Genomic DNA, 17,557 nt, shown 5'->3' with positions numbered 1-17,557 from the left:
TTCAGAACCACCAGCGCACGCCGGCAACCAGTGATGTCTTTTCCGTGTCCTCGCCTTCGGCACGGGTCAGATCCGCCGTATCCCCGTACTGGTCCTGCCAGCGTACGCCGACATAGGGCGCGAACTCACGGAACAGTTCATAGCGCAGACGCAGTCCGAGGGTGAGGCCATTAACGCCTTCACCAACACCGAATTCACGGACCTCGTTGAAGGCATAGCTGGTTTCCGCCCGGCCCTGAAGGATCATTCGCTGGGTGAACAGCCAGTCGTATTCGCCCTCGAATTCGGCGACCGCATCACCATCCTCACTGACGCGCAGGCCGGTGTCCACCTCAAACCAGTAAGGGGCCAGCCCCTGAACGCCGACGACGGCGGAAGCCCGGTCCCTGTCCGGACCGGGACCGAAGGTGGTCTGATATCCAACCCCGGTCTTGGCCTGCCAGTAGGCACTGAACCCGTAGCCGTACTGGACATCAAAGCTTTCCACTTCACCGCCATCACCCCCGGAAACCAGGGCCTCACCCTCGGAGTCGACTACCAGACGATGGGTATCCCCACCCCACCAGGCCTGGCCCTCCCAGGCAAAGACGTCCTCGTCATCGCCGTCCTGGTACTCAAAGCGATCCATCAGAAGCTGGCTATGGGTGACATCGTCATGCACCGGAAGCGACCAGCCCGGTTTCGCCTGGGGGCCAACGCCCTGTGCGAAGGTACCGGCAGCCGGCACTATCAGCCCCAGGACTATCAGGGCCGCGCAACGACCGTGTGTGACAGCCATTTTGTTACTCCTGTTCTCTGCACTCATTGGACGGACACCACGCGGAACATGCCCGCCTTCATGTGGTAGAGAAGGTGGCAGTGGAAGGCCCAGTCACCCTCATGCTCCGGCGTAATCTGTGCCGAGATCATTTCCCCCGGTTTGACCAGCAGGGTGTGCTTGCGGGGTCGGTAACCATCGTTACCAGTCTCCAGTTCCATCCACATGCCATGGAGATGGATGGGATGATCCATCATGGTGTCGTTGACCAGGATCAGGCGCAGGCGCTCGCCATGACCGAAAGGCATGGAGCCATCCACTTCAGAGAACTTCTCCCCGTCAAAGGACCACATGTAGCGCTCCATGTTGCCGGTCAGGTGCAGCTCCACCTCCCGCTGGGGTTCGCGCTCATCCGGCCAGGCGTGCAGCCCCCGGAGCTGGTCGTAGGTCAGTACCCGGTGGTCAACATGCTCGAAGCCGACACCGGGTTCGTCGAGTCTTGGTCTTGGATTCATCGCAACCATGGCGGCGCCGGCGCCGTGGTTGTCCGGTCCGTGCGAAATCTGGCGGTCCGCCACCGGGGGCTGTCCCCCATTGTCGTGCATGGGGCCGTCCATGCTGCCACCGTCCTCGTGCATGGCGTTCATCCCCTCCATGGAACCATGCTCCATGCCGCCATCACCGGCCATGCCCATGGCTGCCATGCCCCGCTCAGTGCGCGGATAAAGCTCCGGAACGGACGCTTCCATACCGTCGCGTACAGCCAGGGTGCCACGGGTAAACCCGGAACGGTCCTGGGACTGCGCGAACAGGGTATAGGCCTCGTCCTGCGGCTCCACGATAACGTCGTAGGTCTCGGCCACCCCGATGCGGAACTCATCGGTCTCCACCGGCTCGACCTTCTGACCGTCGGCCTCGACCACGGTCATCGCCAATCCCGGGATGCGGACATCGAAGATGGACATGGCCGAGGCATTGATCACGCGCAGGCGCACTTTCTCGCCCGGCTTGAAGACACCGGTCCAGTTGTCATCGGGCGACATGCCATTCATCAGGTAGGTGTACTCGGAACCGGTGACATCCAGGATGTCCCTCGGCGTCATGCGCATCTCGCCCCAAATACCGGCCTTCTCCCAGGCGCCACTCCATCCGAGGTTGGCCACATCCTCAAAGAAGTCGGCCACCGTCCGCTTGTTGTAGTTATAATACCCCTCGGCCACCTTGAGGTTGCGCATCACCTCGGCTGGGTCACTGAAGGTCCAGTCGGAAAGCACGATCACATGCTCGCGGTCGTACTCGAACGGCTCGGGTTCCGCCGGATCCACAATCAGGGGCCCATAGTGGCCCAGTTGCTCCTGGAGCCCGGAATGGCTGTGATACCAGTAGGTGCCACTCTGGCGGACCGGATAGCGGTATTCGAAAGTTTCACCCGGCGCGATCCCCGGGAAGCTGACCCCCGGCACGCCGTCCATATCGAATGGCAGAAGGATGCCGTGCCAATGGATGGACGTGTAGTCATCAAGCTTATTGGTAACCCGCAGAACAGCCTCACGCCCCTCACGCAGACGGATCAACGGAGCCGGCAGTGAGCCGTTAAGCGTGATCGGCTGGACGCTCCTGCGCCCGTCGATTGTCAGGGGCGTGCGGTCAATGGTCAGCTCGTAGATGTCCGAGTTGCCCTCGGTTCGACGCGTGAGTTCCTGGTTACCGGTCAGGCCGAAGGCATAGCCGGGCAAAAGGCTGCCCAGCCCAAGCAATAGGCCCATGGTGGAACCCGTTCTGAGAATATCCCGGCGCGACAGTGGTCGTGGTTGCTGGTGGTTGCTCATGCTCAAACTCCCCCGATCTCCGGATCATCGGGACTTGCCGATTCGAATGGAACCATGAGCTTGGCACAATAAGCTGACACGAAACTGACGGCTTGCAAAACAACCCTCTCAGTCTCGGCCCGGGTCCTCGCGCTTACCAGCCACATGGCAGCGAAAAGAGCACCCCAGGTGGCAAAGCCCCGACCGGTCAGCCACAATCGATACAAGACTGACTAGGTGATCGGTCTACCAGCACAAGGATCTAGTCAACTTTATGACCGGGAAACGCTTTCAACCGGCACCACTGCCCCAGGACGAGCAGGCCCGACTGCTGTCACTGACCAGACTTGATATTCTGGATAGTCCACCGGACGACCAGTTCGACGACCTCGCGTATATCGCAGCCCAGCTTTGTGACAGACCGATTGCATTGATTTCTCTGGTGGATTCAGATCGGCAATGGTTTAAGGCCACCTGCGGCCTGGAGGCCCAGCAAACGGGGCGTGATGAGTCCTTCTGTGCTCACGCCATTCACGGCGCCGACATTCTGGAGGTGTGCGATACACTGGATGATGACCGCTTTGCCGACAATCCGCTTGTTACCGGCCCTCCGGGCATTCGCTATTACGCTGGCACACCGCTGGTGGGCGAGCCCGGGCACGCCTACGGAACGCTCTGCGTCATCGACACCCGTCCCCGAGACAGACTTAGGGAGGGGCAACGAGAAAGCCTTGAACGCCTTGCACGGTTAACCGTCAAACGTCTTGAAGACTGGGCCCGGCAGAGGCAAGCTGATATCGACGCTAGAACGCTTGCCGTACTGCTTGAGTCGATGCCGGACGCCACGGTCTCCTGCGATAGTGAGGGCAAGCTGGCCCAGTTCAACCGTAAAGCGCGTGAATGGCATGGTGTCGACCCTCGCGCCCTGCCTCCGGAACAATGGGCAGATCATTTTGGCCTTTACGAACCAGATGGCAAAACACCATTGGCGACAGCGCATACCCCCCTATCGCGCGCTTGGCGTGGTGAGCGGGTGCGCAACGCCGAAATTGTGATTCAAACACACGACCAGGCGTCCCGGGTTGTGCTTTGTAATGGCGAACGCCTCGAGGACAGTGACGGCCGGCTGCTCGGCGCCGTCGTCACCATGAGCGATATAACGTCCCTGCGCTACGCCTATAGTGAACTGAACGAAACACGCGCCTACCTGCAGTCCGCAATCGACTCATCTGTCGGGGTTGCCATCATCGCAACCAATACAGAAGGGATCATTACGCTTTTTAATACCGGAGCCGAGACGCTTCTTGGCTATTCGGCTGAAGAAGTTGTGGGAATTCACTCACCCGCGATATTCCACTGGGCGCCAGAAGTGGAAGAGCGAGCTGCGCGACTGTCAGAAGAACTCGGGGTCTGCGTCAACGGGTTCGACACTCTCGTCGAGAAGGCGCGTCGAGACCTCCCCGAAACATTAACCTGGACCTACGTGCGCAAGGATGGGGAACACCGCCAGATCCGTCTTTCCGTGAGTGCAATGCGGGACGAAGCCGGTACAATCAGCGGCTTTCTCGGTATGGCCGTGGACATCACGGAGCGCCTGCGCGCAGAGAAAGAGGCCCGTCTAGCAAAGGAGCGCTTCAGCGAAGCATTCAACTCCGCAGCACTGGGCATGGCACTGGTATCTCTCAAGGGGCAATGGCTTGATGTCAATGAGGCTCTGCCCAGTCTTTTCGGCTACTCCCGGGAGGAACTCCTCGCGACCGACTTCCAGAGCCTGACCCACCCCGATGACCTTGACAGTGATCTGGCGCTTTTGAACGACCTGCTTGCCGGCCGGATCAATCAGTACCAGATGAAAAAACGGTATTACCGCCAGGATGGCAGCATTATGCACGCGCTACTGTCAGTAGGACTGGTCACCGACGACAATGGTGAGCCGCTGCACTTTGTATCCCAGATTCAGGATGTGTCGAGCGAACATCACGCAACCCAGGAACTGGAGGCCAACCGACGCTTTCTGGAGCAGCTCTTCGACTCCCTGGTCGATGCTGTTCTCGTGCTCGATTCGAACACCACAATCATCAGTCACAACCGGGCAGCCGCTGCGCTTTTTGAGCTACCGACCGACGCCGTCGGCTCAAGTCTCAGCACTCGACTACCAGAGCTGGCCGATAGGCTAGCCGCTGAAGAGACCGAGCCATCCGAGGAGCAGACGCACGAATCACTGGTAGCACGGTGGGAAACTTCCCTCGATATAGTTGGCAAAGCGCCGACCTCCCTTGAGCTAAGCCTGTCGCGCGTGCGGGGCCAGTATGATCCATTACATGGCTGGGTTCTGGTGGCCCGGGATCTCACCGAGAGCAAACGTAATGAAAAACTGAAAGACGAGTTCGTGTCGACCGTAAGCCACGAACTGCGGACGCCACTGGCTTCAATATCGGGCTCGCTGCGGCTGATCACCGGAGGAGCTGTGGGCGAGGTGCCCGAACGTATGAACAATATGCTGCGGATCGCCGAGCAGAACAGCCAGCGGCTGATCCAGCTGGTCAACGACCTTCTCGACCTGAACAAACTCGCCGCCGGGGAAATGGACCTGAACTACGAAGATGTAGACCTCGCCGCCATGATCGATGAGGCCATTGAGCAGATGCAGAGCTTTGCTGAGCCCTACGAGGTGACACTCAAACACACCGGTTCATCAGACGACCGGATTCAGGTCGATCCCCCCCGCCTCCAGCAGGTATTGGCCAATCTGATATCGAACGCCTGCAAGCATTCGCCACGTGGCGCGGAAGTTGCGATCCATTGTGAGTCCAGCTCAGAAGGTCAGGCTCTGGTCAGTGTCATTGACCAGGGCCCCGGAATCCCTGCGTCATTTCGAAGCCGTATTTTCGAGCGCTTTGCCCAGGCAGATGCCTCAGATTCGCGCGCTAAGGGCGGAACCGGCCTTGGTCTCGCGGTAACACGGGAGCTGGTCGAGCGAATGGGCGGTGTCATCGGCTTCGAGTCCCGTGAGGGCGAAGGGTCACGGTTCTGGTTCCGTTTTCCTCGCGCCGAACTCGATTCAATGCCGTCCCCGGGTAAAGCCCGCATCCTGCATGTGGAGGATGATAACGATCTGGCAACGGTCGTCGCCGCTCAGCTCGCGCCATGGAGCAACGTCGAGCGAGCCGTCACTCTGCGCGAGGCGCACGAGTTTTTGCGGCAGGTCGCATACGATTTGATCCTGCTGGATCTGAAACTGGACGATGGCAGCGGCATCGAATTGTGGGAATCGCTCCACCGCGCCCAACCCGATGTGCCGGTCGTGATTATTTCTGGCTACGAAGTGCCGCGCCCAATCGCCTCCCGCGTTGCGGCGGTTGTGAACAAGGCCTCAGTAACACCCGACGAGATCGAGAAACGGGTTGTTGAGTTGATCAAACCGGGCCAGGGAAATCCATAAGTAGTTGGGCACCAAGCCTAAAAAGACCCTCTTTAAACTCGGAAGAATAAGAGGCGCCGGTAGCTGTCAACGATGGGTGCACAATTGGCGCCCGCATCTTTGCCAGTATTTTGCCGTATCCCGTATGCTGCCTATCCTGACCTCGGATGAAACTGGTGCCCCACAGCCATTTCGGCATGCCGGGTTACATCCAAAAGCATACGCTGGTCTATACCATGGTTCTGGGCCTGATCCTTACGGCCTTCTTCGATCTCACGCGGATCGCCGCCCTGGGGATCATCTTCTATCTGATCATGGACATTGCCATTCACTGGGGGGTATTGAGATACCTGAAACAGGAAGTCAGAGCCAATCCCGCCATCCTGGTAACGGCGATCCTGCTTGACCTTGTCGTGCTGGGTGGGTTTATCTGGGTTAAACTCGTCACCGACCGTGTTGTTATTGGCGTGGCGGCGCTGGCCATGGGCGTTATCCTGTTCGTGGAAAGCGTATTTCTTGCCAACAATCACACACCCGCGGATAACGGCCACCATCATCACGGTGATTAGCCAAAGGAGCGCTCACAATGGAACTCAAAACGTTCAAAGATCTGATCGACTGGACGCGCACACTCCACAGCCACATGGCCACCTGCCTTGAACACTGTGCCAATGAGCATGAGGAAACACGCGCCCGTATACTACTGGATTATCTGGCAACCCACGAGGCGGAACTGGAAAAAACAGTGGCGGGGTTTGAAAACGAAAGCGATGCCAAGGCACTTCAGACCTGGATCTATGACTTCCTGTCCCATAAGCCCGTCGAGACTCATCGGACCTGTGATCTGCCCTACACCAGACTGGATTTCGACGGCATCTGCCAGGAAATCTTTGATTTCCACGACCAGATCATAGAGCTCTATCAGAACCTTCAGGACCGTGCCGAGATCCCTGAAACACGGGAGATGGCTGAGAACCTGTTGAACCTGGAGCGCCACGAAGCCATGCGAATCGCACGCGAAGTCGGTCGCATGCAGGACGTTTAAAACGTCTGGATCAAAAGATGGTCCGGGAGGTGGGACTCGAACCCACAAGGCACAAGGCCACTCGATTTTGAGTCGAGCGCGTCTACCAGTTCCGCCACTCCCGGAAGCAGGGGATGATGTACTGCTGCGTCAGCAGCTCAAGCGGGATTATACGCACGGTCAAAGCCGCGTCAATCACAGCGCATCAAACAGCGACAGGCGTGAGATCTGAGCGAATGACTGCTGGGCCGCCTGGAGCGTGAAGTTCTGCTGAGTCAGGCGGCTAATAGCCTCAGCGTAATCCACATCTTCAAGATCCGAAAGAGTCTCCTCGGCGAGGAGGTCGCTGTCTTTCAGGAACTCCTGAGTGCTCTCCACAGTATTCAAGCGCGTGCCTACGCCCGACTGGATTTCCGTGGCCCGATCCTCGGCATTCTGGAGATTAGCCAGCCCTTGGTCGATGGTGTCCTTCAGCGCTTCGCGCCCACCCGGCGTATTGGGATGGGTCTCCAGCCCCTCGATCATCTTTTCCATGGTGCCGAAAATGCTTTGTTGGTCGCCACTGGTCACCGTAAAGGTATCGTCTTCTTTAGGCTCACCGCTAATCTCAAAACGCATGCCCTTCACTTCAACAGAACGCCCACTGGTGTAGGCCTCATTTTCGATGAACTTTTCGCCAGTCTCTCTGGATTTCACCGTAAATTCACTCCCCCCTCCAGAAAACTCAACCACCAGATCGTCCGGGTAGAACGATTCGAACTCTTCCCGGTCTGCCACGACCCCGGTACTGATGCGACCGCTGCCCTCGTTACCCTGTGAGGCCTGAGTGTTGAAGGTAGGCCGATCGCTGGGTATGGCCTCGAAGGTTTCACGCCCATTATCGTTTACCTTGAGGGTGACGCCGTCATCAATCTGAACCGAGCGCTCGCCAGAGTCCCCGCGGTACTCAATATTACCGGAAACGTCTTCGGTAAACGGCTTCTCCCCGCCCTGAAAGCCTGCGAACAGGAACTCGCCCTGCGGCCCCTGAGTATTGGCCAGGCTGACCATCTGGTCCTTTACCTGTTTCAGCTCTTGTGCAATGGAGCCACGATCCGACTCACTCAGCGAGCCACTGCCGGCCTGAACCATCAACTCCCGGGTGCGAGCCAGCGCATCGGTATAGCTGGAGAGCGACCCATCTTCCTGTTCCAGCCGGGTCTGGGTCATATCCAGCGTATCCTGGTATTGTTCACTACGCGCCAGGTCATCCTTGAGCTGCACGATGCGGGTTGAGGCCACCGGGTCATCAGAGGGGCTTAACACCTCTTTGCCCGTGGCTATCTGCTCCTGGGTACGCGCCTGCTGGGCGTTCAGGTTCTGGAATTGCTGGATCCCCTGATTGAAGATCTGGCTTGTGGAAACACGCATGAGCTCCCTCCCCTAGTTGAAGGTGCCGAGCAGGGTATTGAACAGGTCCCGGGCAACCGAAACCACCTGCGATGAGGCGCTGTAAGCGTTCTGGAACTGGACGAGCTTACCGGCTTCCTCATCCAGGTTAACGCCGGACTGCTCCTCCCACTGTTTCTGGGACTGCTCTTTGAGCGTACCAGCCGCTTCCTTATCCACCTGGGCGGTACGGGTTCGCGAGCCCACATCCTCCACCACGGAGCCGTAAGCATCCGTAAAGCTGAAGTTGCCATCATCCAGGTAGTTCTTCGCGTTCAGGTCGCCCAAGGCCAGGCCGTTACGATTGTCCGAGGTGCCGCCTTCGTTAGTTTCAAGACGGAAACTGTCACCGGCTTTGGGGTTGCCGCTGAGCTCAAACTGGAAGCCTTTGTAGGCGGGTTCACTACTGGGGGCCTCGTTGAAGACCCCATCATTATTGGCTGTCAGGCGCACACCATCGGCGAGGGTTGTATCGACGTAGCCCCCAACAGTTGCCTCTTCCCCAGCGGCCCCCAGGGTTTGAGCGCCACCTACGGTACCACTCTCATAGGCGTTCGGCTTTTCAACCTCAAGTGAGTCCCCACTGCTTTTGAGCTGAACCTGTATATCCGCTCCGGTGTTGGAACGCAGCTTGACGCTATTGCCATCATCACCGGACGTGCGAACATCGAGATTCAGTGACGCAAAATCGCTATTGCCCTGCATAGCCTGCTTGAGGCTATCAGCCGTTAAAGGACCATCAATTGGACCTAAATTAGCCGTTTGGGTGCCGGAATCATCTTTGACTGAGATGGCGATTTCAGCATCGTTACCACTGAGGTTACTGAGCTTGGTTTCCGTATAGGCCGTTGCCTGAACCCCTGAACGTCCATTAAGTTTCTCGGCAATCGACTGGGCAGACTCATTGGCACTGATGTTTAGTGCCGGCTGGGTTGAAACCACACCGGTTTCCGGATTACGCACCCGGATGTTCAGTGTCTGCCCGGTGTAGCCATTGTCCGTCCCGACCTGCGGACCCACACCCTGTGGCTCAGAAGCTGTCACAACCCGCGCTCCCGGATCCCCATTGAACACGGTATTCGTCTTCCCCGGCTCAAACCGCACATTGTTCATGGGCGGATCCAGCGACTTGGGGTTGGCAGGGTCAGAGACGTCTACAACCTCATAGCGATTCTCCGAAAGGAACCGGATCTCCATGGGCGGATCGAGATTGCCGTTCTGATCCAGGGCCTCCAGTCGACGCCCGGTCTGCGGGTTACGAACATCCAGCATCCGGCCCTGGCTGATCTGGCCAGTACCCTGGTTGCCGCTGCTGGCCTCGGCGCGGATGGGCGCGGCAAGCGCAATCTCCTCGCCACTGCCGATTGCCGTCTCCATGTCACGGGCGCCATTGAAGGTGGGCCGGATAGTGAATTCATCACCCTGCTCGAAATCGCCGGATTCCAGCTCAACCTCGAACCCTTCCATGGAAATAGTGGACGGGCCACTGTCACTGATGCTGCCGGTTTTGACCAGCTCCCCGCTGGTCGCGTCACGAATGCGGTACTGCTGATCATCCGGCCCCGTGAATTCCAGTGTGTAAGAGCGGGTATCCAGCTTGCTGCTGTCAGTAATGTTCACACGAGCCTGGCTATTGCCACTCTCCGCTGTTTCAGCGGACGGGGTGATTCGCCCCCGGGCCAGACTCTCCGAATTGATGTCGCGGAAGAAATTGCCGCCAAGGTTGCCATTCAGATCCTGGCCCAGTTCATGCTGTTCGTTGATGCGCTCCGACAGGCCGACGGCGATCCGTCCGATACCATTCATGGTCGGTTCAAGAACCTCATCCCGGAAGGAAAGATTACCGCCCAGGGCTCCGCCCGCCAACTCATGGGTAATGGCCCGGTCCCGGCCAACCCCCTGCAGCAGCACCTCCCGTCGACCCGCCTGCTCGGTGCTGCCGGAAAGGCGCAAAGTAGCGCTTGTACCCTTGCTGACAACGCCCTGGCCCTTGCCGATACTCACATCAACAGTGCCATCATTATTCTCGTTGGTCTGGACCTGAACCAATTCCGAAAGCTTACGAAGCTTTTCATCACGCTTGTCCAGCAGATCATTCGCGTCGAGCCCGCTGGCACGCCCTGGTGATTCGGCAATACTGAGGTTCAGCTCTGCAATACCATCCGCCAGTGAATTAATCTCGCTCAGATTGGCCGAGATACGGTCATTCACCGTTTCCTCTCGCGCACGCAGCTGACTATCCACAGATTTGAATCGGGACACCAGGTTGTCGGCTTGGTTGAGGGCCTGCGCACGCAGAGAACCGGAGGCAGGGCTTTCCGCTGCGTCCTGAAGTGTGCCGAAGAACTGGGTCAGAGACTGGTTAAGACCGGTATTTTCGTTCCCCAGAAGATCATCCATGCCATTCAGGTTCTCCACTAGAGCGGTCTGCTCCGAGTGCAGGGTGGTATCCGATCGCAGCTGAGTGTTGATGAACTCGTCGTTGAGCCGCTGAATATCAACAACATTCACCCCCTGCCCGATGTAGCCACTGCCCGATACCTGGGAAGGGTTGGACTCGAAATCCGCACGCTGGCGGCTGTAGCCCGGGGTGTTGGCGTTGGTAATGTTGTTACTGGTGGTCTCGAGTGCCTTCTGGTTGGACAGGATCCCGGTCAGGCCCGTATTCAGCAGACTCATGGCAGCTTACTCCCCTTCCGTCCCGTCATCGGTCACGCTGCCGAGCGTAGGCCGCTCCATAATGTCCTGGATTTTGTCGGCATAGGCGGGGTCCGTAGCGTAACCGGCATCCTGCAGAGCCTGGGCGAATGCTTCCGGATTATCCGCCTGTTGCAGCACCCGCTGGTAACGGGGATTTTCGTTCAGGAAGTTCGCGTAATCCTCAAAGCTGCTGGCGTAATCGGGGTAGGCACGGAAATCAGCCTTTTCCTGCATTGCCAGCCCGTCGCGGAATTCAGTGGTGCTGACACGGACCTTCTCACCGTCCCAGCGTTCATCCGCTTTGATGCCGAACAGATTATGGCTGGGCTGCTTTTCACCACTGATCATATTCTGCCCCCACCCGGTTTCCAGAGCCGCCTGGGCAATCATCACCTGGGCCGGCACGCCAGTGCGCTCGCTCACATCACGGGCCACAGGGCTGAGCGCCTGCACAAACTGCTCAGGCCCTTCAAACTGTTCAGGCAGCTTGCTGGCGCTTTCACCGGCAACCCCGGAACCCGCGCTGTTCGCCTCCGGCATCATTTGACGGACTTCATCAACACGTTCCGCCAGCTTTGGGTCCGGCGCCGGCAACTGCCGAGCATACTCAGTGATACTGGTCCTGGCATCAGGGCGGTCCGCACCCTTTTCGCCACCACCAAGCTGGCGCACCAGCTGGTCGGCAATACCAATGCTGCGCTCCTGGGTCAGGCTCAGCGTCAGCTGCTTGTCGAACATGTCCTGATACTGCTCAGTCTCCTGGCTGCTCAGGTAGTTGTCCTCGCTGAAGACCTCATTGGCGGAGCGCATGGACTTCATCATCTGCTGCAGAAACAGCGATTCGAACTGCTTGGCGACTTTCTCAAGGGCCTTGTCACGATCGCTATCGGCAAGCCGCTTGAGATCGCTCATGGCACTCATGTCGGTGTAGACGTGAGCGCTATCGGTACTGCCTGCAGATGACTGGATCATGGCTTCCACCTCAGATAACGATCAGTTCCGCGCGCAGCGCGCCGGCCTGTTTAAGCGCTTGGAGCACTGCCATAACATCGCCCGGCGCGGCGCCTACCTGATTCACGGACTGAACAATCTCGTTGAGCGTAACGGCCGGCCCGAATTCGAACATCCGGGCCTCCTCCTGCTCGATCGCCACATCGGTTTGCGGGATAACGGTCGGGTCACCATCGCCAAAGAGGCCCGGCGCGACGGCCTCGGGGCTCTCAGTGATGGTCACGCTCAGATTACCATGCGTTACCGCCGCCGGGCTGACCTTCACATTCTCACCCACCACGATGGTGCCGGTGCGCGAGTTGACGACGACCTTAGCGGATTCCTCCGCTGGAGTGATCTCTATGTTCTCCAGAATGGAAAGAAAGCTCACGCGCTGGGAGGCATCCCGTGGTGCCCGCACCTTCACGGCAGAGGCATTCTTAGCATAGGCGGTCTCCGGGCCAAGTCGGTCGTTCACAGCCTCCACGACACGTCGTGCTGTCGTGAAATCCGGATTGCGCAGATTCAATGTAACGGTATCGCCTTCGGAAAAGGCGGTCGGTACCTTACGCTCAACCGTCGCCCCCTGCGGGATACGGCCCACACTCGGTATATTCACCGTTATGGAAGAGCCATCTCCGCCCTCAGCACCAAAACCGCCGACAACCAGACTGCCCTGAGCCATGGCATAAGTCTGGCCGTCCGCCCCCTGCAGGGGGGTCATCAGCAGGGTGCCGCCACGCAGGCTGTCGGCATCACCAACAGAGGACACGGTAACGTCGATCTCCTGGCCGGGGCTGGCAAACGGCTCGAGATCCGCAGTCACCATGACAGCAGCCACATTCTCAGCACCGGGATCAACGCCCGGCGGGATGGCGATGCCGAACTGGTCCATCATGTTGCGAAGGCTCTGATTCGTGAAAGGCGCCCCATCCCCACTGCCGGCGAGGCCAACCACAAGGCCGTAGCCGACCAGCTGATTGTTTCGCACCCCCTTCACTGAAGTCAGGTCCTTGAGCCGGTCGGCCTGCACCGGAGCGGCCACCAGAACGGCCAGCATCAGTACTGCCGCAATCCGATTCCACATGACGCCACCTCCTGAACGACTGCTCACAGCGGCCACCATTCACTGTTGAAGAAACGGGTCAGCCAGCCCATACGGTTGGACTGGTCAAAGTCACCGGTCCCGCCATAGGAAATCCGCGCATCCGCAATCCGGCGCGAACTCACCCGGTTGTCGGAGCCGATGTCCTGTTGCCGGATCAACCCGGAAACCCGCACGTATTCCTTGCCCTGAGTCAGCTCAAGCCATTTCTCGCCACGCACCCGCAACACACCATTGGGCATAACCTCAACCACAGTGACGGTGATACTGCCACTCAGCTGATTGCTCTGGTCCGCCTGGGCAGCCCCATCGAATTCACGGTCCTGGCTCACGTCAGTCCCAATCCCCAAGCCTTCCTGCCCCAGCACCGAGGGGGCCTCCAGGCCAGCTTCACTCTCCTTGGTGATGTTGGTATTGGAGGTCTTAGAGGCCGCCGTGTTTTCCTGCAGCTGCACCGTCACCACATCGCCCACATTCAGCGCCTTGCTGTCGCCGAACAGATTATGGTTGCGCGAGTTCTGATAGATGGAACCATTGACCGGCTGATCCGCCATCATCGCCTCCGGCTCAACCGGCGCGAACGCCGGATCCCCGGGTTTGGCGCGCTCACGGGTCATGGCCTGGCACCCAGCCAGCACCAGGATCAGCATCAGCAGCATGGCCCGCTTGAGTAGCATGCCTGGCGTAATCATCAAGGCTCTCCCTCTACCCCAAGCGTTACAGGTTCTGAGTAATGAACTGGAGCATCTGGTCCGAAGTCGAGACCACCTTGGAGTTCATCTCGTACGCGCGCTGGGTGGTAATCATGTTGACCATTTCCTCCACCACCTCAACGTTGGAGCCCTCCAGCATCCCCTGTTCAATGGTGCCAATACCGTCCACGCCGGCCTCACCAACCAGCGGATCGCCACTGGCAGCGGTTTCCTGGTAGAGATTGCTTCCAACGGCCTGGAGCCCCTGCGGGTTCACAAAATTAGCAAGATCAATCTGACCCAGTTGCTGCGGTTCCGGCTGATTGGCGATTTTGGCGCTGACAGTGCCATCGCGACCGACTGTAATCGAGGTCGCGTTTTCCGGCACATTGATGTTGGGCTCAAGCGGGTTGCCATTAGGGGTAACGATCGTCCCTTCTGAGTTGAGCTGGAACTCACCGTTGCGGGTGTAGGCCACTTCGCCATCCGGTTTCAGCACCCGGAAGAACCCTTCACCATCAATGGCCATGTCCAGGGACTGATCCGTGACTTTCATATCGCCCTGAGTGTGCTCTTTGCTGGTAGCCGCAACCCGCACACCAGTGCCCAGTTGCAGCCCCGAGGGCAGCTCTGTGTTCTGGGAAGACAGACCGCCTGGCTGACGCTCCGTCTGGTACATCAAGTCCTGGAAATTGGCGCGGTCACGCTTGAAACCGGTGGTGTTGACGTTCGCCAGGTTGTTGGAAATGGTGCTCAGCTGTTTGTCCTGAGCGGCGAGGCCGGTCTTGCTGACCCAAAGCGCTGGATGCATTGTTCTGTCCTCCGATCGCGTGGGTGCGGGCCCTTCGGGCGGCGGCATCGGTTTGCCGCTTTTCCGTCACCCATGACGTTTCCATCAGAGGTCTTGCAATAAGCGTGCCACGCTCTGGCTGTTCTCGTCGGCGGTCTGCATGGCCTTGACCTGCATCTCGTACTGGCGGGAAAGTTGAAGGTTATGGATCATGGATTCTACGGCGGAGACATTGGACCCTTCCAGAAACCCGCTGACGACGCGGACATCGCCATCCGGCTGCGCAGCCCCCTGTTGATCCGCATCAGGCTTGAAGCGGAACAAGCCGTCGTCACCTTTCTGAAGTGCTTCCTGATCCGGGTTCACAAGCTTGAGCCGGTCCACCTGCACCAGCTGATCGCTGGGCGCCCCGGCAGGCACGACCGAAAGGGTCCCGTCCGAACCGATCTCCACCTTATCCGCCGGAGGGACCGCGACCGGGCCGCCATTGCCCATTACGGGGAGTCCTTCGCCATTGCGCAGAATCCCGTTAGCGTCAACCTGGAGGCTCCCGGCGCGGGTATAAGCCTCTTCACCCGGCTCCGGTTCCACCGCCAGCCAGCCGTCGCCCTTGATGGCAACGTCCAGAGAACGCCCGGTCTGTTTCATGGGCCCATGGCTGAGGTCCGCTCCCGGATTCTCTGTCATGGCGTAGGCCCGTGAGGGATGCCCCTCCCCGAATACCGGCATACTGCGCGCATTCGCGAAATCCTGCTTGAACCCGGTGGTATCCGCGTTCGCCAGATTATTGGAGTTGACCTGCTGCGCATACATGTTCTGCTTGGCGCCGGTCATGGAGATATAGAGCGAGCGGTCCATGGAACCCTCCTGTGCTCATTCAGCCCTCAACCCGCGGCGTTACCGCAGGTTGATGATGGTCTGGGTGATCTGGTCCGAAGTCTCGATGGTCTTGGAGTTGGCCTGGAAGTTCCGCTGCGCGGTAATCAGGCCAACCAGCTGCTCGGAGAGATCGACGTTGGATTCCTCCAGTGAGCTCGCCTGAATAGCCCCCAGAGGACCAGTATTGGGGCGACTGATCACCGCATCGCCGGACTCGAAAGTCTCAACCCAACTGGTGTCACCCACCGGTGCCAGTCCCTCATTGTTGCGGAAATTAGCCAGAGCAACCTGGCCAAGTGCCTGGGATTCGCCATTGCTGAAGCGCGCCTGGATAACGCCCTCCTCACTGACATCCAAACCAGTGAGCCGGCCTGTGGCAAAGCCGTTCTGCTGAAGATCATTGATGGCGAACTCCGAGCCAACCTGGGTGCTGTTCGTGTAATCAAGCACGAAGTTGGAACTGCTGGACTCCGGGGGCAACGGCGGCTCCTCGACGCCGTTGTTGGGACCTGCAGCACCATTAGGATTGCCACTGCTATCTTTGGGTACCCAGTCATTAATCAATACATCATCGGATTGAGCGGTGTCCAGACTCCCGTTGTTCTGAAAAACCAGATCAAAACCGTCAGTACCATCGGGGTTATCCTGAGTATTGCCGACCAGTTCGCCATCAACCTCTACGTAGCTTTTCCAGGAGTTATCGGGGTTACCGACCTGCGACTGCTTCACGAAGTACTGGGTCATTTCATGCGGGTTGCCCAGACTGTCGTAGATGGTAGTGGAGGTTGAGTGGTTGTAGGTATTCGAATCGTTAGGATCAAATGCATTCTGAATGTCAGACGTGCCTGTTTCACTACCGCTCAGGATCTGTGCATTATTCGCGGCAAGGTCAAAGCCATCCTGTACGGTAAACTCCAGATTTCCGAATACTGTAACCGGCCCAGTAGTATCAAGATTTTTCGGCCCGGTATCAGGCCCCTGTGACTCAAGATCCAACTCTGTTGTCCCGCCGCCGGTGAGCTCAACCTCAATGTTGCGGCCTTCATTGTCAGCCAGCGTCAGATCGCCACCGCCTGCCTGTGCATTAAGCGCAATGGAACCGTCCGCGTTGATGTCATCAGCAATATCCTGAAGACTTGAACTTCCGTCAATATTGTAATTAAAACTACCGCCACCGTCGGACAGAGTCAGCTTAAGCGTATCCCCAGCATCCTGGTTGTTCAGATTGGAAAGAGTGGCCTGAGAGTTGGCAGTCGCACTCACGCCCGACTCACTGGCAAAGCTCGCGGCAATATTAGCAGCGGAGCTGTTATCAACGGTTGAAAAGGTTGAATTGTTGCCCTCTGGGTCTGTAACTGTCCAATCAGTTTGATCAAACCCAACGTTGCCAATCGATCCCGATTCCAGCTCGTCAATCTGATCGCCATTGGCTTCGATCAACGTCTGATCAACTCTTAGGACGTTTTCGCGTGAGTCCAGGTTCAGATTCGCCGCAACATTGGTGGTGGATTTGGGCGCCAGATTCTCAGTGTTTACTTCGAGATCACCACGAACGTCACCAACCTCACCATCCTCGGTCGCCTGAAAACCCTGTACCCGAGCACCCTGATTATTGGTAACAAACCCCTGCTCATCCACACCGAACTGACCAGCGCGCGAGAATTGGCGTTCACCATTGGCACCATCAAGAACGAAAAACCCTTCACCATCGATCGCCATATCCAGGCCATTGTTGGTGGCGGTTAGATTGCCCTGTTGGAACAGCTGCCGAGTGTTCTGAACGCTCACCCCATCACCCGCGGACGTATCGCCCAGATTCTGCAGGCCGGAACTGTAGAGATCACCGAATTCCGCCCGCGAGCGCTTGAAGCCCGTGGTGCTGGCGTTGGCGATGTTGTTGCCTTTCACATCCAGATCCGTCTGGGCCGCATTGAGTCCGCTGAGTGCGATATTGAACGCCATG

At 58.3% G+C, this 17,557-nt stretch carries 13 protein-coding genes and 1 tRNA gene; 3 read left to right on the top strand and 11 right to left on the bottom strand.

The window, feature by feature from the left end; genetic code table 11:
* Nucleotide 1: 1 nt before the first annotated feature.
* The gene (locus AAF659_RS03555) at nt 2-778 is read right to left on the bottom strand and encodes a copper resistance protein B (RefSeq protein ID WP_349750316.1); all 777 of its coding nucleotides are present in this window, start codon (nt 776-778) and stop codon (nt 2-4) included.
* Nucleotides 779-801: 23 nt separating this feature from the next.
* Nucleotides 802-2,586 (bottom strand): copper resistance system multicopper oxidase, encoded by a 1,785-nt coding sequence (locus tag AAF659_RS03550; RefSeq protein ID WP_349750315.1) that lies wholly within the window; start codon nt 2,584-2,586, stop codon nt 802-804.
* Between the two features lie 253 nt (nt 2,587-2,839).
* Between AAF659_RS03550 and AAF659_RS03545 the strand changes: the two genes are divergently transcribed.
* The 3 genes from AAF659_RS03545 (at nt 2,840) to AAF659_RS03535 (ending at nt 7,031) form a co-directional block, all read left to right on the top strand.
* A complete protein-coding gene (locus AAF659_RS03545) occupies nt 2,840-6,007 on the top strand; it encodes a PAS domain S-box protein (RefSeq protein WP_349750314.1) in 3,168 nt (1,055 codons plus the stop codon).
* Nucleotides 6,008-6,153: 146 nt separating this feature from the next.
* Complete coding sequence (locus tag AAF659_RS03540) at nt 6,154-6,555, top strand: hypothetical protein (RefSeq protein WP_502949185.1); 402 nt, start codon at nt 6,154-6,156, stop codon at nt 6,553-6,555.
* Nucleotides 6,556-6,572: 17 nt separating this feature from the next.
* Entirely contained in the window at nt 6,573-7,031 is a 459-nt protein-coding gene (locus AAF659_RS03535; protein WP_349750313.1) for an ATPase, read from the top strand.
* Nucleotides 7,032-7,049: 18 nt separating this feature from the next.
* Here the strand turns inward: AAF659_RS03535 and AAF659_RS03530 are convergent.
* From AAF659_RS03530 to AAF659_RS03490, 9 genes are all read right to left on the bottom strand, one after another.
* A tRNA-Leu gene (locus AAF659_RS03530) sits at nt 7,050-7,135 on the bottom strand.
* Nucleotides 7,136-7,205: 70 nt separating this feature from the next.
* Nucleotides 7,206-8,420, bottom strand: a complete 1,215-nt coding sequence (flgL, locus tag AAF659_RS03525) for a flagellar hook-associated protein FlgL (protein ID WP_349750312.1) — start codon at nt 8,418-8,420, stop codon at nt 7,206-7,208.
* A 12-nt stretch (nt 8,421-8,432) separates the two neighbouring features.
* Nucleotides 8,433-11,117: a flagellar hook-associated protein FlgK gene (gene flgK, locus AAF659_RS03520; protein ID WP_349750311.1), complete on the bottom strand. Its 2,685-nt coding sequence runs from the start codon at nt 11,115-11,117 to the stop codon at nt 8,433-8,435.
* A gap of 6 nt (nt 11,118-11,123) precedes the next feature.
* Nucleotides 11,124-12,110, bottom strand: coding sequence for a flagellar assembly peptidoglycan hydrolase FlgJ (gene flgJ / locus AAF659_RS03515; protein WP_349750310.1), 987 nt, complete (start codon nt 12,108-12,110; stop codon nt 11,124-11,126).
* A 10-nt stretch (nt 12,111-12,120) separates the two neighbouring features.
* Nucleotides 12,121-13,215 (bottom strand): flagellar basal body P-ring protein FlgI, encoded by a 1,095-nt coding sequence (locus AAF659_RS03510; protein WP_349750309.1) that lies wholly within the window; start codon nt 13,213-13,215, stop codon nt 12,121-12,123.
* A gap of 23 nt (nt 13,216-13,238) precedes the next feature.
* A complete protein-coding gene (flgH, locus tag AAF659_RS03505; RefSeq protein WP_349750308.1) occupies nt 13,239-13,925 on the bottom strand; it encodes a flagellar basal body L-ring protein FlgH in 687 nt (228 codons plus the stop codon).
* 25 nt (nt 13,926-13,950) lie between these two features.
* Nucleotides 13,951-14,736, bottom strand: coding sequence for a flagellar basal-body rod protein FlgG (gene flgG, locus AAF659_RS03500; protein WP_349750307.1), 786 nt, complete (start codon nt 14,734-14,736; stop codon nt 13,951-13,953).
* Between the two features lie 84 nt (nt 14,737-14,820).
* Nucleotides 14,821-15,573, bottom strand: a complete 753-nt coding sequence (gene flgF, locus AAF659_RS03495) for a flagellar basal-body rod protein FlgF (protein ID WP_349750306.1) — start codon at nt 15,571-15,573, stop codon at nt 14,821-14,823.
* 39 nt (nt 15,574-15,612) lie between these two features.
* Nucleotides 15,613-17,556 (bottom strand): flagellar hook-basal body complex protein, encoded by a 1,944-nt coding sequence (locus AAF659_RS03490; RefSeq protein WP_349750305.1) that lies wholly within the window; start codon nt 17,554-17,556, stop codon nt 15,613-15,615.
* Nucleotide 17,557: the final 1 nt, after the last annotated feature.

Origin of the sequence: Salicola sp. Rm-C-2C1-2 (assembly GCF_040196175.1) — a bacterium.
In the GTDB taxonomy this organism is placed as follows: Bacteria; Pseudomonadota; Gammaproteobacteria; order Pseudomonadales; family Oleiphilaceae; genus Halospina.
This window is presented reverse-complemented; position numbering and strand designations above follow the sequence as displayed.

Coding starts and splice junctions, on each gene's coding strand:
- flgJ (WP_349750310.1), bottom strand. CDS start 12,110: ATGATCCAGTCATCTGCAGGCAGTACCGATAGCGCTCACGTCTACACC.
- flgF (WP_349750306.1), bottom strand. CDS start 15,573: ATGGACCGCTCGCTCTATATCTCCATGACCGGCGCCAAGCAGAACATG.
- flgL (WP_349750312.1), bottom strand. CDS start 8,420: ATGCGTGTTTCCACAAGCCAGATCTTCAATCAGGGGATCCAGCAATTC.
- AAF659_RS03545 (WP_349750314.1), top strand. CDS start 2,840: ATGACCGGGAAACGCTTTCAACCGGCACCACTGCCCCAGGACGAGCAG.
- AAF659_RS03550 (WP_349750315.1), bottom strand. CDS start 2,586: ATGAGCAACCACCAGCAACCACGACCACTGTCGCGCCGGGATATTCTC.
- AAF659_RS03555 (WP_349750316.1), bottom strand. CDS start 778: ATGGCTGTCACACACGGTCGTTGCGCGGCCCTGATAGTCCTGGGGCTG.
- AAF659_RS03510 (WP_349750309.1), bottom strand. CDS start 13,215: ATGTGGAATCGGATTGCGGCAGTACTGATGCTGGCCGTTCTGGTGGCC.
- AAF659_RS03490 (WP_349750305.1), bottom strand. CDS start 17,556: ATGGCGTTCAATATCGCACTCAGCGGACTCAATGCGGCCCAGACGGAT.
- flgH (WP_349750308.1), bottom strand. CDS start 13,925: ATGATTACGCCAGGCATGCTACTCAAGCGGGCCATGCTGCTGATGCTG.
- flgK (WP_349750311.1), bottom strand. CDS start 11,117: ATGAGTCTGCTGAATACGGGCCTGACCGGGATCCTGTCCAACCAGAAG.
- AAF659_RS03535 (WP_349750313.1), top strand. CDS start 6,573: ATGGAACTCAAAACGTTCAAAGATCTGATCGACTGGACGCGCACACTC.
- flgG (WP_349750307.1), bottom strand. CDS start 14,736: ATGCATCCAGCGCTTTGGGTCAGCAAGACCGGCCTCGCCGCTCAGGAC.
- AAF659_RS03540 (WP_502949185.1), top strand. CDS start 6,154: ATGAAACTGGTGCCCCACAGCCATTTCGGCATGCCGGGTTACATCCAA.